Annotated in this window: 23 protein-coding genes; 13 read left to right on the top strand and 10 right to left on the bottom strand. The window is 69.6% G+C overall.

The window, feature by feature from the left end; genetic code table 11:
- The first annotated feature begins 91 nt into the window (after window positions 1-91).
- The gene (locus ACQ3HE_RS00570) at window positions 92-1,921 is read left to right on the top strand and encodes an AMP-dependent synthetase/ligase (RefSeq protein ID WP_430890870.1); all 1,830 of its coding nucleotides are present in this window, start codon (window positions 92-94) and stop codon (window positions 1,919-1,921) included.
- Window positions 1,922-1,975: 54 nt separating this feature from the next.
- Here the strand turns inward: ACQ3HE_RS00570 and ACQ3HE_RS00565 are convergent, their stop codons facing one another.
- The gene (locus ACQ3HE_RS00565) at window positions 1,976-2,467 is read right to left on the bottom strand and encodes a peptide deformylase (RefSeq protein ID WP_064297012.1); all 492 of its coding nucleotides are present in this window, start codon (window positions 2,465-2,467) and stop codon (window positions 1,976-1,978) included.
- Between the two features lie 89 nt (window positions 2,468-2,556).
- Complete coding sequence (locus tag ACQ3HE_RS00560; RefSeq protein ID WP_079706023.1) at window positions 2,557-5,964, bottom strand: pyruvate carboxylase; 3,408 nt, start codon at window positions 5,962-5,964, stop codon at window positions 2,557-2,559.
- Window positions 5,965-6,037: 73 nt separating this feature from the next.
- On the opposite strand from ACQ3HE_RS00560, the gene ACQ3HE_RS00555 reads away from it, so the two are divergent.
- Window positions 6,038-6,904, top strand: a complete 867-nt coding sequence (locus tag ACQ3HE_RS00555; protein ID WP_079002579.1) for a ParA family protein — start codon at window positions 6,038-6,040, stop codon at window positions 6,902-6,904.
- 213 nt (window positions 6,905-7,117) lie between these two features.
- Here ACQ3HE_RS00555 and ACQ3HE_RS00550 read toward each other — a convergent pair whose 3' ends face one another.
- The 4 genes from ACQ3HE_RS00550 to ACQ3HE_RS00535 form a co-directional block, all read right to left on the bottom strand.
- Window positions 7,118-7,666: a MerR family transcriptional regulator gene (locus ACQ3HE_RS00550; RefSeq protein ID WP_064297014.1), complete on the bottom strand. Its 549-nt coding sequence runs from the start codon at window positions 7,664-7,666 to the stop codon at window positions 7,118-7,120.
- A 202-nt stretch (window positions 7,667-7,868) separates the two neighbouring features.
- Window positions 7,869-8,573 (bottom strand): transcriptional regulator FtsR, encoded by a 705-nt coding sequence (gene ftsR / locus ACQ3HE_RS00545; protein WP_430890868.1) that lies wholly within the window; start codon window positions 8,571-8,573, stop codon window positions 7,869-7,871.
- A complete protein-coding gene (locus tag ACQ3HE_RS00540) occupies window positions 8,573-9,094 on the bottom strand; it encodes an FHA domain-containing protein (RefSeq protein ID WP_086473205.1) in 522 nt (173 codons plus the stop codon). Before ACQ3HE_RS00540 ends, ftsR begins: the two co-directional genes overlap by 1 nt.
- Window positions 9,087-9,785 carry a CDP-alcohol phosphatidyltransferase family protein gene (locus ACQ3HE_RS00535; protein ID WP_430890866.1) on the bottom strand — a complete coding sequence of 233 codons (699 nt, stop codon included), beginning with the start codon at window positions 9,783-9,785 and terminating at the stop codon, window positions 9,087-9,089. The genes ACQ3HE_RS00540 and ACQ3HE_RS00535 overlap by 8 nt, the downstream gene beginning before the upstream one ends.
- A 38-nt stretch (window positions 9,786-9,823) precedes the next feature.
- Here ACQ3HE_RS00535 and ACQ3HE_RS00530 point away from each other — a divergent pair, with 38 nt between their 5' ends.
- The 3 genes from ACQ3HE_RS00530 to ACQ3HE_RS00520 all read left to right on the top strand — a co-directional run bounded on the left by ACQ3HE_RS00530 (window position 9,824) and on the right by ACQ3HE_RS00520 (window position 11,606).
- Window positions 9,824-10,195, top strand: a complete 372-nt coding sequence (locus tag ACQ3HE_RS00530) for an RNA-binding S4 domain-containing protein (RefSeq protein WP_079706027.1) — start codon at window positions 9,824-9,826, stop codon at window positions 10,193-10,195.
- A gap of 97 nt (window positions 10,196-10,292) precedes the next feature.
- On the top strand, window positions 10,293-10,748 hold the full coding sequence (locus ACQ3HE_RS00525) for a VanZ family protein (protein ID WP_159878882.1): 456 nt from the start codon (window positions 10,293-10,295) through the stop codon (window positions 10,746-10,748).
- 111 nt (window positions 10,749-10,859) lie between these two features.
- Window positions 10,860-11,606, top strand: a complete 747-nt coding sequence (locus ACQ3HE_RS00520) for a GTP pyrophosphokinase (protein ID WP_082916274.1) — start codon at window positions 10,860-10,862, stop codon at window positions 11,604-11,606.
- Here ACQ3HE_RS00520 and ACQ3HE_RS00515 read toward each other — a convergent pair.
- Window positions 11,603-12,067 (bottom strand): GNAT family N-acetyltransferase, encoded by a 465-nt coding sequence (locus ACQ3HE_RS00515; protein WP_086473201.1) that lies wholly within the window; start codon window positions 12,065-12,067, stop codon window positions 11,603-11,605. The genes ACQ3HE_RS00520 and ACQ3HE_RS00515 overlap by 4 nt on opposite strands.
- Before the next feature lie 150 nt (window positions 12,068-12,217).
- Here ACQ3HE_RS00515 and ACQ3HE_RS00510 point away from each other — a divergent pair, with 150 nt between their 5' ends.
- The 7 genes from ACQ3HE_RS00510 to ACQ3HE_RS00480 all read left to right on the top strand — a co-directional run bounded on the left by ACQ3HE_RS00510 (window position 12,218) and on the right by ACQ3HE_RS00480 (window position 19,641).
- Window positions 12,218-12,982 carry a DUF1684 domain-containing protein gene (locus ACQ3HE_RS00510; protein ID WP_079706031.1) on the top strand — a complete coding sequence of 255 codons (765 nt, stop codon included), beginning with the start codon at window positions 12,218-12,220 and terminating at the stop codon, window positions 12,980-12,982.
- 57 nt (window positions 12,983-13,039) lie between these two features.
- Window positions 13,040-14,533 carry an ABC transporter substrate-binding protein gene (locus ACQ3HE_RS00505; RefSeq protein ID WP_191941141.1) on the top strand — a complete coding sequence of 498 codons (1,494 nt, stop codon included), beginning with the start codon at window positions 13,040-13,042 and terminating at the stop codon, window positions 14,531-14,533.
- Between the two features lie 62 nt (window positions 14,534-14,595).
- On the top strand, window positions 14,596-15,564 hold the full coding sequence (locus ACQ3HE_RS00500; protein WP_430890864.1) for an ABC transporter permease: 969 nt from the start codon (window positions 14,596-14,598) through the stop codon (window positions 15,562-15,564).
- Window positions 15,561-16,427: an ABC transporter permease gene (locus ACQ3HE_RS00495; protein ID WP_430890862.1), complete on the top strand. Its 867-nt coding sequence runs from the start codon at window positions 15,561-15,563 to the stop codon at window positions 16,425-16,427. Before ACQ3HE_RS00500 ends, ACQ3HE_RS00495 begins: the two co-directional genes overlap by 4 nt.
- Window positions 16,424-17,245, top strand: a complete 822-nt coding sequence (locus ACQ3HE_RS00490; protein ID WP_430890860.1) for an ATP-binding cassette domain-containing protein — start codon at window positions 16,424-16,426, stop codon at window positions 17,243-17,245. Before ACQ3HE_RS00495 ends, ACQ3HE_RS00490 begins: the two co-directional genes overlap by 4 nt.
- Entirely contained in the window at window positions 17,242-18,024 is a 783-nt protein-coding gene (locus tag ACQ3HE_RS00485; protein ID WP_079706035.1) for an ABC transporter ATP-binding protein, read from the top strand. The genes ACQ3HE_RS00490 and ACQ3HE_RS00485 overlap by 4 nt, the downstream gene beginning before the upstream one ends.
- Window positions 18,025-18,138: 114 nt before the next feature.
- A complete protein-coding gene (locus ACQ3HE_RS00480; RefSeq protein ID WP_256377216.1) occupies window positions 18,139-19,641 on the top strand; it encodes an MFS transporter in 1,503 nt (500 codons plus the stop codon).
- Window positions 19,642-19,648: 7 nt separating this feature from the next.
- Here ACQ3HE_RS00480 and ACQ3HE_RS00475 read toward each other — a convergent pair whose 3' ends face one another.
- From ACQ3HE_RS00475 to ku, 3 genes are all read right to left on the bottom strand, one after another.
- Window positions 19,649-21,832: a RecQ family ATP-dependent DNA helicase gene (locus tag ACQ3HE_RS00475; RefSeq protein ID WP_159878886.1), complete on the bottom strand. Its 2,184-nt coding sequence runs from the start codon at window positions 21,830-21,832 to the stop codon at window positions 19,649-19,651.
- A gap of 90 nt (window positions 21,833-21,922) precedes the next feature.
- Window positions 21,923-22,405: a VOC family protein gene (locus ACQ3HE_RS00470; protein WP_371416572.1), complete on the bottom strand. Its 483-nt coding sequence runs from the start codon at window positions 22,403-22,405 to the stop codon at window positions 21,923-21,925.
- A gap of 32 nt (window positions 22,406-22,437) precedes the next feature.
- Entirely contained in the window at window positions 22,438-23,418 is a 981-nt protein-coding gene (gene ku / locus ACQ3HE_RS00465) for a non-homologous end joining protein Ku (protein ID WP_430890858.1), read from the bottom strand.
- A gap of 111 nt (window positions 23,419-23,529) precedes the next feature.
- On the opposite strand from ku, the gene ACQ3HE_RS00460 reads away from it, so the two are divergent.
- Window positions 23,530-25,974, top strand: a complete 2,445-nt coding sequence (locus tag ACQ3HE_RS00460; protein WP_430890857.1) for an ATP-dependent DNA ligase — start codon at window positions 23,530-23,532, stop codon at window positions 25,972-25,974.
- Window positions 25,975-25,999: the final 25 nt, after the last annotated feature.

Below are 25,999 nucleotides of genomic sequence, written 5' to 3'. Positions count from 1 at the left end.
TACTGAGCGTCTGCGTGCCACAGAAACCGCGCAAACACCCGTGCTCTAGGATGGAGCCACATCTTGCCGACCTGGTACCGAAGGAGTTGCCGTGGAACAGTTCGACGTCCCTGCAGTCGTCGCAGCAGACCCATCCGCCAATGCGACCGATCTGCTCGTGAAGCGCCTGGCTGCTGCGCCCGACGCCGCACTGTTCGCCGTTCCCCGCGGGTCGGAGTGGGTGGACGTGACCACCGCCGAGTTCCACGCCCAGGTCGTCGCCCTGGCGAAGGGGCTCGTCGCCGCGGGGATCGAACCCGGCGACAAGATCGGGCTCATGTGCAAGACCCGGTACGAGTGGACCCTCATCGACTTCGCCGTGTGGTTCGCCGGAGCACTCCTCGTCCCGATCTACGAGACCAGCTCGCCGAGCCAGGTGCAGTGGATCCTCAGCGACTCGGGAGCGACGAGCGTGCTGGTCGAGACGCCCGACCAGTTCGCCCGCTTCGACGAGGTGCACGGCGACCTCCCCGATGTGGAACGGGTCTGGCAGATCGACCTCGGAGACCTCGACAAGATCGCGGCCGGCGGCGTCGACGTCCCCGACGAGGAGATCGAACGCCGCCGCAACCTCGCGGTGGGTTCCGACATGGCGACCCTCATCTACACCTCCGGCTCGACCGGCCGGCCGAAGGGCTGCGTCCTCACCCACTCGAACTTCGTCGAATTGTCGCGGAACTCGGCCGTCGCACTCAAGGACGTCGTGTCCGCTCCCGGCGCCTCCACCCTCCTCTTCATCACGACGGCGCACATCTTCGCGCGCTTCATCGCCGTGCTGTGCGTGCACTCCGGCGTGAAGACAGGCCACCAGCCGGACACGAAGCAGCTGCTCCCCTCGCTCGGCACCTTCAAGCCGACGTTCCTCCTCGCGGTCCCCCGGGTCTTCGAGAAGGTCTACAACTCCTCCGAACAGAAGGCCGAGGCCGGCGGCAAGGGCAAGATCTTCCGTGCGGCCGCCGAGACCGGGATCGCCTACTCGAAGGCCCTGGAGAGCGGTTCCGTCCCGTTCGGCCTGAAGGTGAAGTTCCGGGTCCTCGACCGCCTCGTGCTGTCGAAGATCCGCACGGCCATGGGCGGCCGGGTGCGGTACGCGGTCTCCGGGAGCGCCCCACTCGGTCCGCGACTCGGTCACTTCTTCCACGCGCTCGGCATCGTGATCCTCGAGGGCTACGGCCTCACCGAGACCACCGCGCCTGCAACGGTCAACCTCGCCCAGAAGTCGAAGATCGGGACGGTCGGACCGGCACTCCCCGGCGTTTCGCTCCGCATCGCCGACGACGGCGAGGTCGAGGTGCGCGGGATCAACGTCTTCAAGGAGTACTGGCAGAACCCCGAGGCCACGGCGGAGGCCTTCGACGACGGCTGGTTCCGCACCGGCGACATCGGGTCCTTCGACGCCGACGGCTTCCTCACGATCACCGGGCGGAAGAAGGAGATCATCGTCACCGCCGGCGGGAAGAACGTCGCCCCGGCGGCGCTCGAGGACCCGATCCGTGCGACCCCGGTCGTCGGACAGGTCGTCGTCGTCGGCGATCAGAAGCCGTTCATCAGCGCCCTCATCACGCTCGACACCGAGATGCTGCCGTCATGGCTCGCCAACAACGGCCAGGACGCGTCGATGAGCGCCGCCGAGGCTGCTCGGAACCCCGCAGTGCTCGCCGCCGTCCAGCGCGCCATCGACGAGGCCAACACCAAGGTGTCCCGCGCGGAGTCGATCCGCAAGTTCGTCATCCTCGACGACGAGCTCACGGAGGCGAGCGGTCACCTCACGCCGAAGCTCAGCATCAAGCGGAACGTGATCCTCAAGGACTTCGCGGAGACGATCGAGGGCATGTACCTCGGAGCGGGTTCGCCCGAGACCCAGGGGATGTCCCTGAAGTAGCGCCTCGACGGGCTTCGCGGTCGGTCGACGACCGCCGGGCCCGTCGACCGGCGTCTAGAACCAGTCGCTCTCGCGGACCTGCTTCATCGCCTCGCGGCGGTGCTCCTTCGACAGTCGGTCGAGGTAGAGCATGCCGTCGAGGTGGTCGGTCTCGTGCTGCAGCGCCTGGGCGAGGAGTCCTTCACCCTCGACGACGAGCTCCTGCCCGTCGAGGTCGATGCCGACGGCACGCGCGTAGGGATGGCGCGGCGTCGGGAACCAGAGCCCGGGCACCGACAGGCAGCCCTCGCCGATCTCCTCGAGTTCACCGCGCACCTCGACGAGCTTCGGGTTGATGAGGTACCCGATGACGCCGTCGACGTTGTAGCTGAACACGCGGAGTCCGACGCCGATCTGCGTGGCGGCGACGCCGGCACGACCGGGGAGCTCCACGCTGTCCACGAGATCGCGGACGAGGCTGCGGATGTCGTCGTCGATCGTGACGACCTCGGCCGTCGGAGCCTTCAGGACCGGGTCACCGAAGTGTCTGATGGGTCGTGTCGTCACGGGTCGGATCCTTCCGGGCGGGACAGGTGTGGTGGACGCGGAGACCGGCCGCGTCGCCTCGAGGAGGGGCGCGGCCGGTCTCGGGAGGGTCAGGCGCTCGGCTTCACGACGACGAGCAGGTCGCCCGCCTCGACCTGCTGGGTCGCCGGGATGGCGAGGCGCTCGACGATGCCGGCGACGGCGGTCGTGATCGCCGCCTCCATCTTCATGGCCTCGATCGAGGCGACCGGCTGGCCCGCCTCGACGCGGTCGCCGACGGCGACCTTGACGGTCACGACGCCGGAGAACGGCGCGGCCACCTGGCCGGGGACGGAGGTGTCGGCCTTCTCGGCCGCGCGGGAGTCGACCTCGATGCTGCGGTCGCGGACGAACACCGGTCGCAACTGACCGTTGAGGGTCGCCATGACGGTGCGCATGCCCTTCTCGTCGGCCGCACCGATCGCTTCGAGCCCGACGAACAGCCGGACGCCCTTGTCGATCTCGACGACGTGCTCCATGCCCGGCTCGAGGCCGTACAGGTAGTCGGCGGTGTCGACGACGGAGAGGTCGCCGTACAGGTCGCGCTGCTGCTCGAACTGCTTGGTCGGCGCCGGGAACAACAACCGGTTGAGGGTCGAGCGGCGCTCGGCGGACTCGCCGTCGAGCGAGGCCTGATCTTCAGCGGAGATCGGCGTGATCCCGATGTCGACCGAACGACCGGCGAGGACCTTCGAGCGGAACGGCTCTGGCCATCCGCCCGGGAGTTCCCCGAGTTCGCCCGCCATGAACCCCACGACGGAGTCCGGGACGTCGTACTTGTCGGGGTTGGCCTCGAAGTCGGCCGGGTCCGCCTTGACGGCGGCGAGGTGGAGCGCGAGGTCGCCGACGACCTTGCTCGACGGGGTCACCTTGGGCACCCGACCGAGGATCTTGTTGGAGGCCGCGTACATGTCCTCGATGAGCTCGAAGTGGTCTGCGAGTCCCAGGGCGATCGCCTGCTGGCGGAGGTTCGACAGCTGACCGCCCGGGATCTCGTGCGTGTACACGCGACCGGTCGGGCCCGCGAGTCCTGACTCGAACGGCCGGTACATCGCGCGGACGGCCTCCCAGTAGGGCTCGAGGTCGGCGATCCCCTGCAGGGAGATGCCGGTGTCGCGCTCCGTGTGGGCCAGCGCGGCGACCAGCGAGGACGCGGACGGCTGACTCGTCGTGCCGGCCATCGGCGCGCTCGCGACATCGACGGCGTCGGCGCCCGCGTTGCTCGCCGCGAGGAGGGTCGCCAACTGTCCACCGGGGGTGTCGTGCGTGTGCACGTGGACCGGCAGGTCGAACCGCTCGCGGAACGCCGCGACGAGCTTGGCCGCCGCGGACGGACGGAGGAGCCCCGCCATGTCCTTGATGGCGAGCACGTGGGCACCGGACTCGACGATCTTCTCGGCGAGACGGAGGTAGTAGTCGAGGGTGTAGAGGTCCTCGGCCGGGTTCAGCAGGTCACCGGTGTAGCAGACGGCGACCTCCGCGACGGTCGTCCCCGTCTCCAGGACCGCATCGATGGCGGGGCGCATCTGCGACACGTCGTTGAGGGCGTCGAAGATCCGGAAGATGTCGATCCCGGTGTCGGCGGCCTCCCGCACGAAGGCGTTCGTCACCTCCGTGGGATACGGCGTGTAGCCGACGGTGTTCCGGCCGCGCAGCAGCATCTGGATCGCGATGTTCGGCATCGCCTGCCGCAGCGAGGCCAGTCGCTCCCACGGCTCCTCACCGAGGAAGCGGAGGGCCACGTCGTACGTCGCGCCACCCCAGGCCTCGACGGACAGCAGTTCGGGGGTGAGCCGGGAGACGAACGGTGCGACCGCCAGGAGGTCCTTCGTCCGGACGCGCGTGGCCAAGAGCGACTGGTGGGCGTCGCGGAAGGTGGTCTCGGTCACGGCGAGGGCGGTCTGAGCGCGGAGGGCGTCAGCGAAGCCCTTCGGGCCGAGCTCGAGCAGTCGCTGACGCGAGCCGGCCGGGGCGTCGGTGGTGATGTCGATCGCGGGCAGCTTGTCGACCGGGTCCGCGCCGGACGGACGCGACCCGTTGGGCTGGTTGACCGTGACGTCGGCGAGCCAGTTGACGATCTTCGTCCCGCGGTCCTTCGAGACGTGCCCGCGCAGGAGCTGCGGACGCTCGTCGATGAAGGAGGTGCTGAGGTCGCCGGCCACGAACGAGGCGTCCTCGAGGACCGCCTGCAGGAAGGGGATGTTCGTGGAGACGCCGCGGATGCGGAACTCGGCGAGGGCGCGCTTGGCTCGCGTGACGGCCGCCTCGAAGGTGCGCCCACGGCAGGTGAGCTTCGCGAGCATCGAGTCGAAGTGGGGACTGATCTGTGCACCGGAGGCGACCGTGCCGCCGTCGAGTCGGATGCCGCCGCCGCCCGGAGAGCGGTAGGTCGTGATCTTCCCGGTGTCTGGACGGAAGCCAGCCGTGGGGTCCTCGGTGGTGATGCGGCACTGGAGCGCGAAGCCGCGGAGGTGCAGGGACTCCTGCGTGAGGCCGAGGTCGCCGAGCGACTCGCCGGCGGCGATGCGCATCTGCGACTGGACGAGGTCGACGTCGGTGACCTCCTCGGTCACGGTGTGCTCGACCTGGATACGCGGGTTCATCTCGATGAACACGTGCTGTCCGGCCCGCTCCCCCGCGGTGTCGAGGAGGAACTCGACCGTCCCGGCGTTGACGTAGCCGATCGACTTGGCGAACGCGATGGCATCGCGGTACATGGCCTGACGAGTGTCCTCGTCGAGGTTCGGGGCCGGCGCGATCTCGACGACCTTCTGGTGCCGGCGCTGCACCGAGCAGTCGCGCTCGAAGAGGTGGATGGTCTCGCCGTCGGCGCTCGCCAGGATCTGGACCTCGATGTGCCGGGGGCGGACGACGGCCTGCTCGAGGAACATCGTCGGGTCGCCGAAGGCGCTGTCCGCCTCACGCATGGCGGCCTCGAGGGCGCCGCGGAGGTCCTCGGCGTTGTCGACGCGGCGCATGCCTCGTCCACCACCACCGGCGACCGCCTTCGCGAAGATCGGGAACCCGATGTCGGCGGCACCGGCGAGCAACTCTTCGATGTCGCGGCTGGCCGGCGTGGACTTCAGGACCGGGACCCCGGCCGCGATGGCGTGCTCCTTCGCGGTCACCTTGTTGCCGGCCATCTCCAGGACGGAGGACGGCGGACCGATGAAGGTGATGCCGGCGGCTCGAGCGGCCTCGGCCAGTTCCGGATTCTCGGAGAGGAAGCCGTACCCGGGGTAGATCGCGTCGGCGCCCGACTCCTTCGCGACGCGGATGATCTCCGAGACGTCGAGGTAGGCGCGCACCGGATGACCCTCCGTGCCGATCTGGTAAGCCTCATCGGCCTTCAGCCGATGCATCGAGTTGCGGTCCTCATAGGGGAACACCGCAACCGTCTTCGCCCCCAGCTCGTACGCGGCACGGAACGCCCGGATGGCGATCTCTCCGCGATTGGCGACAAGAATCTTCCTGAACATGGAACCCTTCCCACAACAGCCAACTCAGCAAACGTTGAGATTCCCTAGCCTAGTCACGGTAACGTTGAGCCTTGTGCATGTACTCAGCGTTAGCTCCCTGAAGGGGGGCGTCGGCAAGACCACCGTCACCCTTGGCCTGGCTTCCGCCGCGTTCTCGAAGGACATCCGCACGCTGGTCGTGGATCTCGACCCCCAATCCGACGTCTCGACTGGCATGGCCGTCGACGTCGCAGGGCACCTCACGGTGACGGATGTGCTGACCTCGCCGAAGAAGAAGATCGTCGAGCAGGCGATCGTGGCGAGCGGCTGGACGAAGATCCACCCGGGCAAGATGGACGTCATGATCGGCAGCCCGTCTGCGATCAACTTCGACGGCCCGCACCCCAGCATCCGCGACATCTGGCGCCTGGAAGAGGCACTCGCGCACGTCGAGGAGGAGTACGACCTCGTCCTCATCGACAGCGCCCCCTCGCTCAACGCGCTCACCCGCACCGCCTGGGCGGCGAGCGATCGCGTCGCCGTCGTCACGGAGCCGGGCCTGTTCTCGGTCTCCGCAGCCGACCGCGCCCTCCGCGCCGTCGAGGAGATCCGTCGTGGGCTGAGCCCCCGGCTGCAGCCGCTCGGCATCATCGTCAACCGGGTGCGTCCGCAGTCGATGGAGCACCAGTTCCGCATCAAGGAACTGCGCGACATGTTCGGTCCCCTCATCCTCAACCCGCAGCTGCTGGAGCGCACGTCACTCCAGCAGGCTCAGGGTGCCGCCAAGCCCGTCCACGTGTGGCCGGGTGACACGGCGCAGGAGATGGCGAAGAACTTCGACTCGCTCCTCGACCGCGTGTTGCGCACGGGCCGCGTCGGCGAGTACGCCGACGGCGCTCCCCCGGAGCCGGCTGCCGTCACGAGTCCCGCTGCCGTCGAGGCACCCTCCACCGACAGCTGAGGTCGCGGCGAGACCGTTCGGTCGGCTCACGGACCAGGCGCTCGCTCGGGTCGCCCTTCGACAGGCTCAGGGACCGGCAGGCGCGCTCATGGACCGGCCGGAGCTCCAGGACCGGCAGGAGCACCCAGTACCCCGGGATGCGCGCTCAGGGAACGTGTGGCGCGCGTCGGTGAGCCCTTCGACAGACTCAGGGACCGGCGCCTTCGGCTCGGGTCAGGCGCTGCGAGCGGAGCGACGTGCTGCGAGCTCGTCCATGGGGTCGGCCGACTGTGCGTCGAACTCGATGAGCGTGGACTCCACCTCGCGCAGCACCTTGCCGACGGCGATGCCGAAGACGCCCTGTCCGCGGCTGACGAGGTCGATGACCTCGTCGTTCGAGGTGCAGAGGTAGACACTGGCGCCGTCGCTCATGAGCGTGGTCTGGGCGAGGTCGACGATGCCCGCTTCGCGGAGCTGGTCGACTGCCGTGCGGATCTGCTGCAGGGAGATGCCCGTGTCAAGCAGGCGCTTGACGAGCTTGAGGACGAGGATGTCGCGGAAGCCGTAGAGACGCTGCGTTCCGGATCCGGATGCACCGCGGACGGTGGGCTCGACCAGACCCGTCCGGGCCCAGTAGTCGAGCTGGCGGTAGCTGATGCCGGCTGCACGGGCGGCGACCGCTCCGCGGTAGCCCTGGCCCTCCTCGAGTTCTGGAAGCCCGTCGGTGAACAGCAGCCCGAGGTCACCGTACCGTGACGCCCCGTCGCGACTGAGTTCACTCATGTCTGCTTCTCCTCGATGTTCGCTGCACGGTCGGTACGGTCTCGACGGGGGCGTCGAGCCGGCTTGACCACTCCCACCACGCTACCGATCCGCCCCGGTCAACGCTGCGACATCCGTTCGAAACGGACGGCGTGTCGTGACGAGTGATCGAACTGTGACCTGGCCGTGATGGATGAGGGCAGTCTACGCCCTGGGAGGTCGATCAGGAGGATTGGTGTCGCTCGAGTGCCGAGCGGACGAGGTTCGACCGCACACCCTCGAGCTGTGCGGCGATCTCCAGTGCCCGGTCGGCGGTACGTGCCCGGCCGGCGGCGTCGTTCCGCTTGGCGACGGCGCTCAACGCGCTCTCGATGAGCCCGACCTCGCGCTCGATCGAGGCGCGGAACCCGCGGAGGTGCCGTGGTTCGATGCCGGAGCGCTGCAGCTCCACGAGGATCCGCAGGAGGCACGCGACGTCCTCGCCGTAGTTCTCGGCAGGCAGGATCAGCGACGCGCTCACGGCGTCGTTGAAGAGCATCGGGGTGGCGCCGGCTTCGCGGATCAGCTCGTTCCGCGAGAATCTGCGGACCCCGGGGTGGATCGACGGCGCGCCGACGGCTTGCCCACTGCCAGGGAACAGCGGCGACCGTCCCGCGTCGACCTCGACGAGGTAGGTGCGGATGACCTTGAGGGGGAAGTAGTGGTCTCGCTGCATCGACAGGATCAGCCGCAGGCGTTCGAGGTCATCGCTCGAGAACTTCCGGTACCCCGACTTCGTCCGTGCCGGGGACACCAGCCCCTGCTCCTCGAGGAACCGGAGCTTCGAATTGCTCAGCTCGGGGAACTCCGGAGTGAGGCGTGCGAGGACCTGCCCGATGCTCAGCAGCGGAGCACCGTCGCTTCGCGCGTTCGCGCTGGCTGCCGCCACTAGCTTCCCAGCTGGGAGGCGAGGTCGATCCGCGACGCGTAGAAGGTGAGGCGGAACTTGCCGATCTGCACCTCGGCGGCGTCGCGCAGGATCGCCTTGTCGATGCGGACACCGTCGAAGTACGTGCCGTTCAGGGAGTTGAGATCGCGGATCTCGAACGCGGTCCCGTGACGGTGGAACTCGGTGTGCCGACGCGACACCGTGACGTCGTCGAGGAAGATGTCGGCCTCGGGGTGACGTCCGACGGTGGTGACGTCGGCGTCGAGGAGGAACCGCGCACCGGCGTTCGGACCACGACGGACGATCAGCAGCGCTGAACCGGACGGCAGGGCCGCGATCGCCTCGTGCTCCTCAGCGGTGACGTCGGAGTCGATCGCCGCGAGGGCCGCTCCGAGGTCTTCACCGAAGGTGAGTGTCGTGTCGACTTCCCGATCGCCCGAGCCGCTCGTCGGGGCACCGTCATCGACAGCTCCCGGCGTGTACGCCCCGGTCGCGGGATACTTCTCATCGTGCTCAGCCACCGTCGACCTCCTCTCCGTCAAGCGTATCCGATGTGGCGTCACTGTCGAGCCGCCCGGTCGAGGGTGATCCGTCGGATCGGGCCCGTTCCCGCTGCTTCGAACGGGCATCCCCCGAGATGCGCACGGTCTGCAGCAGGTAGAGGATGCCGGCCCACCAGTAGAGCGTCGCTCCGGCGATCACCGACACCCAACCGAGCGGCGTCGCGATCATCGCGACGGCTGGGAACGCCTGACCGAGCATGAGGACCGGGAGCCCGATGAACAGGAGTGCCGTGCCCCACTTCCCCACGCGGATGACCGGGAGCACGCCCGTACCGGACCGGTGCAGGACGACGGCGAGCCCGACGAGCAGCAGGTCGCGGGCGAAGACAACGATGAGCAACCACCACGGGATGAGTCCGCGGGCCGCGAGACCGATCAACGCTGCGAGGATGTAGAGGCGATCGGCGGCCGGATCGAGTTGTCGACCGAGCTTCGTCATCTGGTCGAACCGTCGCGCGATCCACCCGTCGAGGAGGTCGGTGACGCCCGAGAACGCGAGCGTCGCGAGAGCCAACAGGTCCTGCCCCTGCACGAGGAGGATCAGGAAGACCGGGACGAGGAGGATCCGGAAGACGCTGAGCGCGTTGGGGAGGGTGACGACGCGGTCTTCACCGGTCCGTCGAACCCCGCGCCCCACCCCGTCAGTCACGGGTCGAGTCTACCGATGGGCTGCTCTACCATCGGAGGATGGACAGCCCGTCGAGCGTGCGCGTCGACGCATGGATCTGGGCGGTGCGGCTGACGAAGACCCGCTCGGCCGGCGCGACCGCCTGCCGAGCCGGCCACGTCCGGGTCAACGGCGAGCGGGCGAAGCCGGCACAGGCCGTCAGGATCGGCGACGAGGTCCGACTCCGCGTGGCGGGCTTCGACCGGGTCGTGGAGGTCCGACGCCTCATCGCGAAACGGGTCGGGGCGGACGTCGCGGCGGAATGTCTCATCGACCGCTCTCCCCCGCTGCCGACGCCGGCGGAACGGCAGGTCGTGGCCGTCCGAGACCGGGGCGCCGGTCGACCGACGAAGCGTGAACGACGCGACATCGAGCGGTTGCGAGGGCGCTGACGCGCTGCTGACGACCCGACCGGCCTCATCGGCGACGCATCGTCCCCGTCCAGGGAACACTCAAGCGCCGCCAAGGTGGCTCGGGCATGCTGGGCCGATGTTCCGCCGCCATCCCGTGCTCAGCACCCTCACCGTGGTGTACCTCGCGCTCGTGGCGGCCATCACCCTCGGCCCACGGCCCTTCGACGGCCGGACCGAGTCCCTCGTGTACCGACTCGTCGACCTCCTCGCCCGGTGGGAGTCGACGGCGTGGGTCACTTACGAGCGCCTCGAATTCGGAGCGAACATCGCCATGTTCGTCCCGATCGGCGTCTTCTTCCTGCTCCTGCTCGGACGGCGGCGCTGGTGGCTCGCCATCCTCGTCGCAGCCGCGCTGACGGTCGGCATCGAGGCCGCGCAACTCGCGATCCCCGGACGCGTGAGCGATCCCCGCGACCTCCTCGCGAACACGTCCGGGGCCGTCGCCGGGGTCGTCCTCGGCCTGATGCTGACCGCCGGGCGCGCCCGCCGGCTCCAGGCCTCGTCACGTCGCCGCGCGGCCCTGCAGCACTGAACTGCTCGCGACGGTCCTGATTCACAGGAGGCTGAGAGGCGTTCCAAGGCCGCTTCAGTAGAGTGCGAGCGGGCCGTCGGCCCGTCGGAGACAGAGCTGGAGCGCACGCCCATGACCGGACCAACGTCGTCGGACAACCTCGAGGAGCTGAAGCGCCTCAAGGACGAGTTCACGCGGTTCATGATGCTGTACAAGTTCGGCATCGACGAGATCACCACGAAGCTCAACATCCTCAAGGAGGAGTTCACGCAGATCCACGACTACAACCCGATCGAGCACATCAGCTCGCGGTTGAAGTCGCCGGAGAGCATCATCGGCAAGATCGAGCGCAAGCAGTACGGGCAGGACATCGACGACATCCGCGAACACATCACGGACATCGCGGGCATCCGCGTCACCTGCAGCTTCATCTCCGACACGTACAAGGTGTTCGAACTCCTGACGAGCCAGCAGGACATCACCGTGGTGAAGGTCAAGGACTACATCGCGAACCCGAAGCCGAACGGGTACCAGAGCCTCCACGTGATCGTCGAGGTTCCGGTGTTCATGTCCGACGGCGTCGTGCAGGTGCCCGTCGAGATCCAGTTCCGGACGATCGCCATGGACTTCTGGGCGAGCCTCGAACACAAGATCTACTACAAGTACGACAAGGCCGTGCCGGACAGCCTGCTCGCCGAGCTCAAGCACGCCGCCGAGGCTGCCTCCAGGCTCGACGCGAAGATGGAGCACCTCCACGGTGAGGTCCTCGCGCTCGACCGGGCGACGACCTCGCGGACCACCGCCGACGGGCACCCGAAGCCTCCGTCACTCGCCGACCGGGTCATGACCGAGCTGATCGACGGGCTGGACCCGCGTTAGAGCGCCTTGCGCATCTGCACGGCCATCGTCTCGTAGCCGAGCGACTCGTACAGGCCGCGCGCGATCCGGTTGAATCCGAAGACGTTCAGCCCGAGCGTCTTCGCGCCCTGCTCCTTGGCCGCCGTCTCGGCGAGCTGCATGGCCTGCCGGCCGAGCCCACGCCCGCGGAACGACTCGTCGATCTCCACGTCCCAGACCCACCACTCGTCCGGGTGGCTCGTGCTCCGCGGTCCGATCCAGAGCACGCCGACCGCGGCTTCGTCGAGGACCACCTCGAAGACGAGGTGTCCGACCTGGAGTCGGCCGGCCGGGAACGTCTCGGCGAGGGACTGTGCAGCCTTCGCCGTCGCCTCTGCCTCGGTCTCCCCCGCCTCGATGCGTTCGAGGCGGTACTGCGCGTTCGCGGCGAGCATCCACCCCCGCAGTCGATCGGCGGGCATGCGGACGAGCGTGGCGTTCATGAGGACATCCTCCCAGACCGTCGCGACCCGGTCGCTCGCCGTCCCGCGCAGGGTCGTCGCCGGGCTCGGGAATAGTTCCCGCCCGAAACGAGCTGGACTCCGAAGGACACACGATTGGGACCCGCCCGCCGTCATCCGGAGAATCGAGACATGCCGATCCACACCGCCCCGCAGCCGAACGCGATCGCCGAGCACGACGCCTGGCGCGAGGAGCGTCGAGCCGCCGTGACCGCGCCGCTCGGCAACCTCGCCCTCGTCGAGACGCGGTGGCTCGCGGAGGAGACGCCAGCCACCGTCGATGCAGCCGCAGCCGCCATCGCCGCCGAGCAGCCGAGCGGCGTCACGGTGACGACGCTCCGCCGCACCCACCTCGACACGGGCCAGGACGAGGTCGGCATCCGCCGATGGGACGCGAACGCACCCGCCATCCGCGCGTTCGACGGCATCGAGGTCTTCCCGTACGACCCCGCCTGGGTCCAGACGGCGCGGTTCACGCCCGTCGACGGCTCGCGGACCGTCCCGTTCGAGCACATCCGAGACAACGGCGGATCACGGGAGCTCGTCGTCCCCGGCGACATCGTGTTCACGCGGGACGGCGTCGAGTACACGATGAGCGCCTTCGACGACGGCGGCACGCTCCTCCTCGTGTTCGGCGACGCGACGAACGGGCGCGATGACGAGTCGGGCACCTACGGCGCCGGCCGGTTCCTGTTCGTGCAGCGGACCGACGACGGCGGCTTCGGCACGGCGGGCGAGGTCGTCCTCGACTTCAACCGCGCGTTCGTGCCGCCCTGCGGCTTCTCCGTGCAGTACAACTGTCCGATGCCGCCGCCGCAGAACCGGTTCGCCGGAGACGTCCTCGCCGGAGAACGGATCGTCCGGTTCCGCGAAGGCTTCGACCTCTACGCCGTCTGACCCCCAGCACCCCACAGCCTGCACCAGCATCATCACCCCCACACCACAGGAGTATCCGTGAAGAGAACCATCGGGCTCGTCGCCCTGTCCGTCGCCGCCGCCGTCGCCCTCGCCGGCTGCGCCGGTGGTGGTGGCAGCTCGGCGACGGGCGACGACGCGACCATCGCCGTCGGCTCGCTCTACGAGCCGCAGAACCTCAGCAACACCGGCGGCGGCGGCCAGGGCGTCACGGAGGCCTTCACCGGCAACGTGTACGAGGGCCTGTACCGCCTCACGGACGACGGCGAGGTCGAACCGGTGCTCGCCGCCGACAGCACGGTGAGCGACGACGGCCTGACGTACACCTTCACCCTCAAGGACGGCGTCACCTTCCACTCCGGCGACCCGCTCACCTCGGCGGACGTGAAGTCGAGCATCGAAGCCGTGACCGCCGAGGACTCGCAGTCGGCACGGAAGAGCAGCTTCGCGGTGATCTCCGGCATCGCGACCCCCGACGACAAGACCGTCGTCATCACCCTCTCCGAGCGCTCCATCTCCTTCATCTACAACCTGAGCTACGTCTGGATCGTCAACGACGCGGCGAAGGACCTCAAGACCACCGAGGACGGCACGGGTCCGTACACGCTCGGCGACTGGAAGCGCGGCAGCACCCTGAGCCTCGAGCGCTGGGACGACTACTGGGGTGAGCCCGCCAAGAACGCAGAGGTGGTCTTCACCTACTTCACCGACGCGACCGCGCTCAGCAATGCGCTCGTCACGAAGCAGATCGACATCATCACGAGCGTGCAGAGCCCCGACCAGCTGAGCCAGTTCACCGACAACGCGGACTACGTCGTCTCCGACGGCGACTCCACGACGAAGGAGCTGCTCGCCTTCAACGACCGGGTCGCCCCGTTCGACCAGGCGCTCGTCCGCAAGGCCGTGTACTCCGCGATCGACACCAAGAAGCTGCTCTCGTCGATCTGGGGCGACTACGGCACGCTCATCGGGTCGATGGTCCCGCCGACGGACCCCTGGTACGAGGACCTCACGCAGGTGAACCCGTACGACCCCGAGCTCGCCAAGCAGCAGCTCGCCGAAGCGGGCTTCGCCGACGGCTTCACCTTCACCCTCGACACCCCGAGCTACGACCCGCACCCGGCCGTCGCCGAGTTCCTCCAGAGTGAACTCGCGAAGGTCGGCATCACGGTCGAGATCAACACGATCAGCGCGGACGAGTGGTACTCGAAGGTGTTCAAGGAACGCGACTTCCAGGCGACCCTCCAGGAGCACGTGAACGACCGCGACGTCGTCTGGTACGGCAACCCGGACTTCTACTGGGGCTACGACAACCCCGAGGTGACCCAGTGGGTGTCGGAGGCCGAGCAGGCGACGACCACCGAGGAACAGACGGCGAAGCTGAAGCTCGTGAACGAGCAGATCGCCGAGGACGCGGCGAGCGTGTGGCTCTACCTCTACCCGCAGATCGTCGTCGCCGCGAGCGACGTCTCGGGGTACGGGGTCAACGGCCTGAACTCGCAGTTCTTCGTGGCGGACATCGTCCGCAAGTAGTCGACGCCCGGGCCGACCGGCACCACCCGCTCGGCCCGGGCCTCGCTACGCTGAGGTCCACCATGCTCGCTTACCTGCTACGCCGATCCGCGTTCCTCGTGGTGTCGTTCCTCGTCGCCATGACCGTGCTGTTCGTGCTGCTCCGGCTGCTGCCGGGCGACCCGTCGAACGCCCTGCTCTCGGTGAACGCCACGCAGGAGCAGATCGACGCGGCGCGCGAGCAGGTGGGAGCCGACCGGCCGCTCGGCGAGCAGTTCGCCGCCTGGTTCGGCGGCGTCCTCACCTTCGACCTCGGTTCCTCGTTCGTGAGCTCACTCCCGGTCGGACCCGAGATCGCGTCGCGCCTCCAGGTCACCGTGCCGCTGACGCTCCTCGCGTTCCTCCTCGCCGTGGTGCTCGCCCTCGTGGCCGGTGTCGTGTCCGCACTCCGGGCCGACCGCTGGTACGGGATCGCGTTGTCCGGCCTCTCGCAGCTCGGGATCGCCGTGCCGGTGTTCTGGGTCGGCATCCTGCTCGTCAGCGTGTTCGCGGTGACGCTCCGACTGTTCCCGTCCGGCGGCTTCCCGCGCGACGACTGGGCAGATCCTGCCGCGGCACTCACGAGCCTCGCCCTCCCGGTCATCACCATCGCCATCGTCATGAGTGCGTCGATCACCCGATACGTCCGCTCCGCCACGCTCGACGTGGTCGGGAGCGACTATCTGCGCTCGGCACGGGCGCAGGGAGCCGGCTTCGGTGAGGCCCTGCTCCGACACGGCGCCCGGAACGCCGCGGTGCCCGTCGTGGCGATCCTCGGCATCGAGCTCGCCACCACCTTCCTCGGCGCCGTCGTGGTCGAGAGCGTCTTCAGCCTGCCCGGCCTCGGGTCGATGCTCCTGACGGCGATCCAGCAGCACGACTACCCGAACATCCAGGGCATCCTCCTCGTCTCGACCCTCGTCGTCCTCCTGACGGGTTTCGTCGCCGACATCGCGCAGCGGGTCATCGATCCGCGTCTGCGCACTTCGATCTCGGGGAACGGGCTCCGATGAGCGCCGTCGACGCCCAGACCGCGCTCGCCGACCGACGCCCGGTGCGGCGCCGCGCCCGGTCCGCGACGCTGACCGTCGGACTCGTCCTCGTCGGCGTCATCGCCGTCCTGGCGGCCGTCTCGCTCGTGTGGTTGCCCTTCGCCCCCACGGACACCTCCGGCGGTCGTCTCGAAGGCCCGAGCGGCACCCACTGGCTCGGTACGGACAAGCTCGGTCGCGATTTGATGACCCAGCTCATGATCGGTGCGCGCATCGCGCTCGCGACCGGGGCGGGGGCCGTCGCGGTCGGCGCGGTCATCGGTATCGCCGTGGGACTCGCTGCGGCCTTCGCGTCGGCCTGGCTGGACGACACGATCTCCGCCGCGCTCGACGTCGTGATCGCCTTCCCGGTGCTCCTGCTCGCCATGCTCATCGTGGCAGCCCAGGGCGCGTCACTCGGCACCGCCATCATCGCGATCGGACTCGCCATGTCGGCCATCGTGGCCCGCCTGACCCGGATCCTCACGAAGCGGGTCCTCAGCGAGCAGTACGTGGTCGCGGCCAGGACTGCCGGGACGAGCTGGGCCGGTGTCATCGGCCAGCATGTGCTCCCGAACATCTGGCCCACCCTGAGCGTCAACCTCGCGCTGCAGTTCGGCATCGCCGTCCTCGCCGAAGCGAGCCTGTCGTACCTCGGCCTCGGCGCGCCACCGCCGAACGCCTCCTGGGGACGCCTGCTGCAGGAGGCCCAGGCCACCGTCACGACGGCACCGGTCGGCGCGATCGCTCCGGGTGTCGCCGTGGTGATGCTCGTGGTGGGCGTGAACTTCATCGCGGACGGCCTGCGGGACCTCGGCGATCCGACGAGGAGGCGCGGCGCATGAGCGATCTCCTCGACATCTCCGGACTGACCATCACCCGAGGCGTCCGGCGCGGTGCTCCCGACGGCGCTGAGCAGCCGCTCCTCGACGGGCTGGACCTGACCATCGCCGCCGGGGGTCGCCTCGGGCTCATCGGCGGTTCCGGGTCCGGGAAGTCCTTGACCTCCCTCGCGGTGATCGGGCTGCTCGGCGAACAGCTGAGCGCGAGCGGCAGCGTCGAACTGGCCGGCACCCAGGTGATCGGTGCCCCGGACCGCGCGCTGCGGCCACTCCGCGGTCGGGTTGCCGGACTCGTCTTCCAGGAGCCGCTGACCGCACTCGACCCGCTCATGCGGGTCGGCGCCCAGCTCGCCGAGCCCCTGCGTCGCCATCTGGGACTCCGGGGCGAACGGCTCAAGGAGGCCGTCGAAGCAGCCCTCGTCGAGGTGTCCCTCACCGACACTGCGCGCATCGCCGCCTCGTACCCCCACGAGCTGTCCGGCGGGCAGCGGCAGCGCATCGCGATCGCCATCGCGCTCGCCGGTCGCCCGCAGCTCCTCATCGCGGACGAGCCGACGACGGCGCTCGACGTGACCGTCCAGGCGGAGGTGCTCGCGCTCATCGACCGGCTCGTCCGGGAACGCGGCATGGCGCTCCTGTTCATCAGTCACGACCTCGCCGTCGTGTCGACCATGGTCGACGAGGTCGTCGTGCTGAGCGAGGGTCGGGCCGTGGAACGCGGCGCGGTGGCGCAGGTGCTGACGGCACCGCAGCACGAGGACACCCGTCGTCTGGTCACCAGCGCACGCGCGCTCGACGACGCGCTGGAGGACCCACGATGACCGATGCACCGATCACGACGACGCCGATCCTCGAGCTGGATGCGGTCGGTTTCCGGTACCGCGGCGGTCAGGAGGCCCTGGCCGACGTGTCGCTGGCCGTCGGCGCAGGAGAGGCCGTCGGGATCGTCGGTCAGTCCGGCGCCGGTAAGAGCACCCTCCTCCGGCTGCTGCTCGGCCTCGACCGGCCGACCACGGGCTCGGTCCGGTTCGACGGTGGCGCACTGGACCCCCGCGATCGGACACGGGTCCGTCGGTTCCGCGCATCGGTGCAGGCCGTCTTCCAGGATCCGTACTCCTCGCTCGATCCTCGGCAGCGCATCGGGCGCATCGTGGCCGAACCGCTGCGATCCCTCCGTCTGGCGACCACCGAGCAGGCGACCGTCCGCGCGACCGAGGCACTCGAGGCGGTGGGACTGCCCGCCGACGCGGCGTCGCGGTTCCCGCACGAGTTCTCGGGCGGCCAGCGGCAGCGGATCGCCATCGCCCGCGCGATCGTCCCGAACCCCCGGCTCCTCCTCGCCGACGAGCCCGTCAGTGCCCTCGACATGAGCACCCGGATCCAGATCATCGAGCTCCTCGCCGAGCTGCGGGCCTCGAACGGTCTGGCGCTCGTGATGGTCTCGCACGACCTCGGCACGGTGGCCGCGCTGTGTGAACGCACGATGGTCCTCCGACACGGGCAGGTCGTCGAGGCCGGCGCCACCGCGCAGGTCCTCCACGATCCCGCCGAGGCCTACACGAAGCAGCTCATCGCGGCGATCCCCCGCCTCCCGCGCTGAGTCGACGACGAGGCCGACGCCATCGGCCCGGCCGAGCCGGGAATACGGCGCCGGCGGACGGTGTTCGACTCCGAGTGGCCTCGGCCGCATCGACTCTCCACAGGAACAGGACCCGTGACGCAGGATTCAGCGCAACCCGACGACCACGACGAGGACCAGCCTGGGGCCGAGCGCCCCTGGCTCAGCGACGAGGAGCGGGCGGCACTCCGCAAGCCGCTTCCGGAGCGGGCGGTCGTCACGAGCCTCGCGTTCACCGGTCTCGTCGCGGCGTTCATGATGACGCTCGTCACCCCACTCGTGCCGACGCTTCCCACGATCCTCGGCGTGCACGCCTCCGACAGCATGTGGGTCGTGACGGCCACGCTCCTGTCGGCCGCGGTCGCGACCCCGATCGCCGGTCGGCTCGGCGACCTCTACGGCAAACGACGGATGGTGCTCATCCTGCTCGGGATCATGATGGCCGGATCGGTGCTCGCCGCCTTCTCGTCCACGATCGTCCCGCTCATCGTCGCCCGTGCCCTCCAGGGGATGGCGATGGGCGTGATCCCGCTCGGCATCAGCATCCTGCGCGACGTGCTCCACGCGAAGCGGCTCGGCCCCGCGGTCGCGCTCGTGAGTGCCACCCTCGGCATCGGTGGTGCCGTCGGTCTCCCGATCTCCGCCGTGATCTCGCAGTACCTGGACTGGCATGTGCTGTTCTGGGTCGCGGGTGCACTCGGGCTCATCGGCTTCGTCCTCGTCGCGCGCTTCGTCCCGGTGAGCACCCTCCGGAGCGAAGGCGGTTTCGACTGGATCGGCGCGATCGGTCTCGCCGCCGGCCTCGTCCCGATCCTCCTCGCCGTCTCGAAAGGCAACGAGTGGGGTTGGACGAGCGTCGGGACCCTCAGCTGCTTGATCGGCGGCGTCGTCGTGCTCCTGCTCTGGGGGTGGTTCGAGGTGCGGTCCTCCAGCCCGCTCGTCGACCTGCGCATCGCCGCCAGGCGGACGGTGCTCTTCACGAACCTCGCATCCATCACGGTCGGCTTCGCCTTCTTCGGCAGCACGGTCGTCCTCCCGGGCATCCTCGAGGCGCCGGTCGGCACCGGGGTCGGTCTCGGGCAGAACATGCTCATCGCGAGCCTCTGCCTCATGCCCAGCGGTCTCATCATGTGGGCGATGTCGCCCGTCGCCGCTCGACTGACCGCGGCCAAGGGCGCCCGGTTGAGCCTGCTGATCGGCATCACGATCATCGCGGTCGGCTACGCGATCGCGATCGGACTCATGACCGAGGTCTGGCACACCGTGCTCACAGCCACCGCGGTCGGCTTCGGGGTGGGGTTCGCCTACGCCGCCATGCCGACGCTCATCATGGGTGCCGTCCCGCCCAGCGAGACGGCAGCGTCCAACGGACTCAACTCCGTGATGCGGACGCTCGGTTCCACGATCGCGAGTGCGGTGATCGGCGCCATCCTGGCCTCCCAGGTCGTCACCGACGGAGTTGTCACGACACCCAGTGCGGACGCCTTCCGCCTGAGCTTCGCGATCTGCGCTGCAGCAGCCGTCGTCGGACTCGTCTGCACGATCCTGCTGCCGCGGCACCTGGCCAAGGACACCCGCTCCAGCCTCCACGAGGGCTGACGGGCGATCAGCCCACGATCCCGAGCGCGAACGGGAGGACCGGGCCGGATCCGGCGCGGCGGAGCGCGCGACCGGCGACGGTGAGGGTCCACCGACTGTCGGCCCGGTCGTCGACGAGCAGCACCGGCGCGCCCTCGAGCGCTGCGAGCTGCGCCCGGAGTTCGGATCCGACGGTGAAGGCGTCCCAGACGCCCGCCAGACGGTAGGCGCTGTTGCCGCCGGGACCACCGCGCGGGCCGTCGCCGACGAGGTCGAGCTCCCCGAGGTACGGCAGTCGCCCGAGCGACGCGATGCCCCTCGCCACCGAGTCGACGAGCTGCGGACGCGACCGTGACGGCACACTGACCACGGCGGCCGGCCGTTGCGTCCACGGCCAATCCGCCAGGACGCGGACACTCGCGTCGATGACCGCGCGGGAGGCGGGAGCGTCGGGTGCACCCGCGGCGAAGAGTTCACGCAGCACACCACCCCAGCCGAGGTCGGTGAGCCGAGCGAGCGCACGCCCGGCCTCGAGGCGGTCGTCGAGCGCGATGCGTCCCTTCACCGCTGCGCCGTCGGCGGTGACGCCGAGGCGGTCGGCTCCCGTGGGCCACTGCGCCCGCGGTTCGAGCTCCACGCCGACCCGACCGAGCGCTTCCGACGCGGAGGCGGCCGCCGCACTGTCGAGTTCGGTGGGGAACCACGGCCCGGCGCAGCGGTCGCACCGGCCACAGGGCACCGCGCTCGCGTCGTCGAGCTCACGTTGCAGCACGAGCATCCTGCACTCGTCGCCCCGCTCGTAAGCCAGCATCGCCTGTTGCTCCGCCACCCTGGCCTCGGCGATCCGCCGGTACCGCTCCCGGTCGTAGACCCACGGCTGCCCGGTCGACACCCATCCCCCGGCCACCCGCTGCACCGCGCCGTCGACGTCGAGCACCTTGAGGAGGAGCTCGAGGGGTGTGCGACGCAGGTTGACGAGCGCCTCGAGCGCGGGCGTGGACCGCGGCTGACTGTCGAGTGCGTCGAGCACCGCGGTGGCCCGCGCTTCGTCCGGCATCGACGCGGTCGCGAAGTACTGCCAGATCTCCTCGTCCTCCGCCCCGGGCAGGAGCAGGACGTCGGCATGCTCGGTGGCGCGACCGGCGCGACCGACCTGCTGGTAGTACGCGACCGGCGAGGACGGAGCGCCGAGATGCACGACGAACCCGAGGTCCGGTTTGTCGAACCCCATGCCGAGCGCGCTCGTCGCGACCAGCGCCTTCAAGCGGTTCTCCTTGAGGAGCCGCTCCGACTCCTCGCGTTCATCGGGATCGGTCCGGCCCGTGTAGGCCCGGACCTCGTGACCGGCCTCGCGCAGCAGCCGCGCGGTGTCCTCCGCGGCGGACACCGTGAGCGTGTAGATGATGCCGGACCCGGTGAGCCCGCCGAGGTGGCTGAGCAGCCAGGTGAGGCGGTCCCGGGACTCCGGCAGCCGGAGCACGCCGAGCCGGAGGGACGCCCTCGCGAGCGAGCCGCGGATGGTGAGCACCTCGGCTCCGTGGGATCCTGCGGCGCCGGGTGCGGTGAGCTGCTCGGCGATGTCGCGGACGACGCGCGCGTTGGCCGTCGCGGTGGTCGCCAGGACCGGGACCTCGGCCGGGAGGCGTCCGATCAGTTCGGCGAGCCGCCGGTAATCGGGTCGGAAGTCGTGTCCCCAGTCGGAGATGCAGTGCGCCTCGTCCACCACCAGCATGCCCGTGCGGGCCACGAGGGTCGGGAGCTGTTCATCGCGGAAGCGTGGATTGTTGAGCCGCTCGGGTGACACGAGCAGGACGTCGACCTCGTCGGCCTCCAGGCGCGCCCGGACGTCGTCCCATTCGTGTGCGTTCGCCGAGTTGATCGCCACAGCGCGCACGCCGGCGCGCTCGGCGGCCGCCACCTGGTCGCGCATGAGCGCGAGCAACGGCGAGACCAGCAGCGTCGGCCCGCCGCCCCGTCGGCGCAGGAGGGCGGTCGCGATGAAGTAGACGGCGGACTTGCCCCAACCGGTGCGCTGGACGACGAGCGCACGACGATGTTCGTCGACGAGCGCGAGGATCGCTTCGAGTTGACCGTCGTGGAACGTGGCCCCCGGAACGCCCGTGAGTGCGGCGAGCGCCGCCGTCGCCTCGGCGACCGATCCGGTGGGGGTCGGTTCGGGGTGGGCGGGGGTGGGCGCGCTGGGGTGGGACATGCGGCAAGTCTGTCAGGAGCTGCTGACGGTGGACTGCGTCGGCGTCTCGGAGGGGCGGTGTCCGTCGGTTGGTCGGTTGTGGAGGAGCCGCTATCGACCGTCCGCTGCGGCGACGAGTTCGGCGATGACGAACTTGGTCTGCCCCATCATGCATTGCATGGCCCGTGCCGCGCGTTCCCGGTCGGGGTCGTTCTGCAGTTCGGCGAGGATGCCTGGCACGATCTGCCAGGACAGTCCCCAGCGGTCCTTGAGCCAGCCGCATTGGCTCGGGGCGCCGCCGTCGGCGATGAGGGCGTCCCAGAGCCGGTCGATCTCGTCCTGGGTGTCGGCTCTGACGGAGAAGGAGAACGCCTCGGTGAACGAGAAGATGGGCCCGGCGTTCATCGCGCTGACGGGGAGTCCCTCGAGCTCGAACTCGACGACCATCGCCTGGCCGGCCGGCATGGGTCCGCCCTCCGGGTAGCGGCTCACCGAGGTGATCCGGGAGTCGGGGAACAGTGACACGTAGAAGGTCGCCGCCTCCTCGGCTTGCGAGTCGTACCAGAGGAACGGGGTGACGCGGTGCTCCATCATGTCGTGCTCCCTCTCAGCCCGGGCGTCGTCGCTCAGGCGCTCTTCTTGCGTTTCGTCGCGGTCGACGGTTTCGACGCCGCGGTCTTGGCGGTAGCGGTCTTCGCGCCACTCGTCTTGGCGGTACCCGTCTTCGCGGTACCGGTCTTCGCCGAGCTGCTCGTCGCGGCGGGCTTGGCGGCGCCGGATCGCTTGGCTCCACTCGCCGTCCTCGCGCTGGTCGTGCCACGTTGCCGTTCGATGCTGCGTTGCAGCACCTCCATGAGGTCGATCGGCTCGGCGCCCGTGTCGTCGTCGGGTTCGGGCTGCTCGCCGAAGGTGGCGGCGGTGTCGAGTGCGTCGCCCTGCTCGAGTTTCGCGTCGATGAGCTTCCGGAGCTGTGCCTGGTATTCGTCGACGAACGCGTCCGGGCGGAAGCGGGAGGAGAAGGACTCGACGAGCGCCTCCGACATCTCGAGTTCCTTGGCGGAGATGCGGACGCGTTCCTCGAGGGCCGGGAACCGCACCTCGCGGACCTCGTCCTCCCAGAGCAGCGTCTGCAGGAGGATGACGTCCTCGCGCACCCGGAGGGCACCGAGACGCGTCTTCTGGCGGAGGGCGAACCGCACGATGGCCGTGCGGTCGGTCTCCTCGAGCGTCCGCCGGAGGAGGACGTAGGCCTTCGACGAGGACGAGTCCGGTTCGAGGAAGTAGCTGCGGTCGAACATGATCGGGTCGAGGTCGTCGCTCGGCACGAACTCGACGACCTCGATCTCGCGGCTGCGTTCCTCGGGGAGCGACGCCAGGTCGTCGGCGGTGAGGACCACCGTCTGCTCGCCGTCCTGGTAGGCCTTGTCGATGTGGTCGTAGCTGACGACCTTCCCGCAGACCTCGCACTTGCGCTGGTACCGGATGCGCCCGCCGTCGGCGTCGTGGACCTGGTGCAACGACAGGTCGTGGTCCTCCGTGGCGCTGTACACCTTCACCGGGACGTTCACCAGACCGAAGGTGACCGCACCCTTCCAGATCGCGCGCATGACCGCTCCCGTCCGCGGGCGGATCCGCCCGCGCTGTCGTGGTGACCAGTAGACACCCGGAACATCGTCAAGGGCTAGCCCTTGACGCCCGTGGGCGGCAGGCTGATCGCCATGGCGAGGACGAGCGGTGGCGGCGGGCAGACGCAGTGGGTCGACGTCGACGGACGCCGGATCCAACTCACCCATCTCGACAAGGTGCTGTACCCCGAGACCGGCACGACGAAGGCCGAGGTCCTCGCCTACTACGCCGCGGTCGCCGAACACCTGCTCCCGCACCTCGCCGATCGGCCGGTGACTCGGAAACGCTGGGTGCACGGCGTCGGGACGGCTGCGTCGCCGGAGTCGGGGTTCTTCCAGAAGGACCTGGGTGCCTCGGCTCCCGACTGGGTCCAACGGCTCCCCATCGAGCACAGCGATCACACGAACGAGTACCCGATCGTCGACGATCTCGCGACACTCACGTGGCTGGCGCAGCTGGGTGCGCTCGAGCTGCACGTGCCGCAGTGGCGGTTCGACCGATCCGGCGAGCGCCGACCGCCCGACCGTCTCGTCCTCGACCTCGATCCGGGTGAGGGGGTGTCCCTCGCCGAGTGCGCGGGGGTCGCGGGCCTGGCGCGGGCGGTGTTGGTGGACATGGGGTTGGATCCGGTTCCGCTCACGAGTGGGAGCAAGGGGATCCACCTGTACGCGGCGTTGGACGGTCGGCAGAGTTCCGCGGAGGTGTCGCTCGTGGCGCATGAGCTCGCGCGGGCGCTGGCCGCGGACGAGCCGGGCCTCGTGGTGAGCGAGATGTCGAAACAGCGACGCACGGGGAAGGTCTTCGTCGACTGGAGTCAGAACAACGGGTCGAAGACGACGATCGCGCCGTTCTCGCTGCGGGGTCGGTCGCGGCCGACGGTGGCGGCTCCCCGCCGGTGGGAGGAGCTCGACGATCCGGGGCTGGCGCAGCTGGAGTTCCCTGCGGTGCTCGAGCGTCTGGCGGACGGTGAGGACCCGTTGCGGGTGCTCGGCGACCCGCGTCCGTCGATCACGATCCGCCCGTCGGAACACGAGGACCGGCTCGTGGAGTACCGGCGGAAGCGGGACGCGGAGCGGACGCCCGAGCCCGTCCCGGAAGGACCGCCGGCGCCTCCCGCTGCCGGGACGCCGCCCTCGTTCGTGATCCAGCGGCACGAGGCCAGGAAACTCCACCATGACTTCCGACTCGAGCACGACGGCGTGCTGGTGTCCTGGGCCCTGCCGAAGGGGGTGCCGACGGATCCGAGGAGCAATCATCTGGCGGTGCGCACGGAGGACCACCCCATCGAGTACGGCAGTTTCGAGGGCACGATCCCCGCTGGCGAGTACGGGGCCGGTGAGGTGACCATCTGGGACGCGGGCACCTACGAGCTGGAGAAGTGGCGCGACGACGAGGTCATCGGGACCCTGCACGGCCGGGCGGGAGGTGCGCTCGGCGGGCCGATGCGGTTCGCGCTCATCCGGACCGCGGGCGGGACGGGACGGGAGGCGCCGTCGTGGCTCATCCACCGGATGCGCGCCCCGGGTGACCCGCCGGCTCCGCCGGTCGCACGGCCTCGGGGGATCCCCACCCCCATGCTCGCGAGTGTCGCGGCACCGGGCGAGCTGGTCGACGACGGATCCTGGGCGTTCGAGATGAAGTGGGACGGCATCCGTGCGATCGCGAGCGTCGACGGCTCGACGGGGCGGGTGCGGTTGTCGAGCCGGAACGGCAAGGACCTCACGACGGCGTACCCGGAGGTGGTCGAGGAACTCGCGGCGTCGCTCGCCGGCCGTGCGGTCGTCCTCGACGGCGAGATCGTGGCGTCGGGTCCTGACGGCCGTCCCGACTTCTCGCTGCTGCAGCGTCGGATGCAGCTCACCGCGGAGCGGGACGTCGAACGGGAGCGCCGTCGGACGCCGGTCCGGCTGCTGCTGTTCGACCTGCTCGCGCTGGACGACACGGATCGGACGGAGCTGCCCTACCGGGAGCGTCGCGAACTGCTCGAGCGGACGATCGGATCCGGGACCGTCGTCCAGGTGCCACCGACGATCGACGGCTCGCTCGACGATGCGCTCGAGGTGAGTCGGGGGTTGCGGTTGGAGGGGGTGATGGCGAAGGAGCTCGACGGACGCTACCGCCCGGGTCGGCGCAGCAGCACCTGGGTCAAGTTCAAGCACGAACGCATGGAGGAGGTCGTCGTGGCCGGCTGGCGTCCCGGTCGGGGCGGGCGCTCGGGTGGGATCGGGTCGCTCCTACTCGGGGTGCCGGGCTCGGACGGGTTGCTGCACTACGCGGGACGGGTCGGAAGCGGCTTCAGCGATCGGGAGTTGGCGGCGACCGCGCTCCGCTTCGAACGGCTGGGCCGGGCATCGACGGCCCTCGTGGGTGTCCCGCCGGCCGATGCGGCCGACGCCAACTGGGTGGAACCCGTCCTCATCGGGGAGGTCCGCTTCAGCGAGTGGACACCGGACGGACGGTTCAGGCATCCGGTCTGGCGTGGGTGGCGCCCCGATCGGACGGTGGACGACCTCGAAGCGCCGGACCGCGGACGCTGAGCCCGCGCATCGACCGCGGACGTCC

The sequence above is a fragment of the Plantibacter auratus genome (genome assembly GCF_050587365.1).
Lineage (GTDB): Bacteria > Actinomycetota > Actinomycetes > Actinomycetales > Microbacteriaceae > Plantibacter > Plantibacter auratus.
Note: the sequence above shows the minus strand (reverse complement) of the source record. Positions and strands in the feature narration are given on the sequence as shown.

Coding starts and splice junctions, on each gene's coding strand:
- ACQ3HE_RS00560 (WP_079706023.1), bottom strand. CDS start 5,964: ATGTTCAGGAAGATTCTTGTCGCCAATCGCGGAGAGATCGCCATCCGG.
- ACQ3HE_RS00550 (WP_064297014.1), bottom strand. CDS start 7,666: ATGAGTGAACTCAGTCGCGACGGGGCGTCACGGTACGGTGACCTCGGG.
- ACQ3HE_RS00530 (WP_079706027.1), top strand. CDS start 9,824: ATGGACAGCCCGTCGAGCGTGCGCGTCGACGCATGGATCTGGGCGGTG.
- ACQ3HE_RS00525 (WP_159878882.1), top strand. CDS start 10,293: ATGTTCCGCCGCCATCCCGTGCTCAGCACCCTCACCGTGGTGTACCTC.
- ACQ3HE_RS00520 (WP_082916274.1), top strand. CDS start 10,860: ATGACCGGACCAACGTCGTCGGACAACCTCGAGGAGCTGAAGCGCCTC.
- ACQ3HE_RS00515 (WP_086473201.1), bottom strand. CDS start 12,067: ATGAACGCCACGCTCGTCCGCATGCCCGCCGATCGACTGCGGGGGTGG.
- ACQ3HE_RS00510 (WP_079706031.1), top strand. CDS start 12,218: ATGCCGATCCACACCGCCCCGCAGCCGAACGCGATCGCCGAGCACGAC.
- ACQ3HE_RS00500 (WP_430890864.1), top strand. CDS start 14,596: ATGCTCGCTTACCTGCTACGCCGATCCGCGTTCCTCGTGGTGTCGTTC.
- ACQ3HE_RS00495 (WP_430890862.1), top strand. CDS start 15,561: ATGAGCGCCGTCGACGCCCAGACCGCGCTCGCCGACCGACGCCCGGTG.
- ACQ3HE_RS00490 (WP_430890860.1), top strand. CDS start 16,424: ATGAGCGATCTCCTCGACATCTCCGGACTGACCATCACCCGAGGCGTC.
- ACQ3HE_RS00485 (WP_079706035.1), top strand. CDS start 17,242: ATGACCGATGCACCGATCACGACGACGCCGATCCTCGAGCTGGATGCG.
- ACQ3HE_RS00475 (WP_159878886.1), bottom strand. CDS start 21,832: ATGTCCCACCCCAGCGCGCCCACCCCCGCCCACCCCGAACCGACCCCC.
- ACQ3HE_RS00470 (WP_371416572.1), bottom strand. CDS start 22,405: ATGATGGAGCACCGCGTCACCCCGTTCCTCTGGTACGACTCGCAAGCC.
- ku (WP_430890858.1), bottom strand. CDS start 23,418: ATGCGCGCGATCTGGAAGGGTGCGGTCACCTTCGGTCTGGTGAACGTC.
- ACQ3HE_RS00460 (WP_430890857.1), top strand. CDS start 23,530: ATGGCGAGGACGAGCGGTGGCGGCGGGCAGACGCAGTGGGTCGACGTC.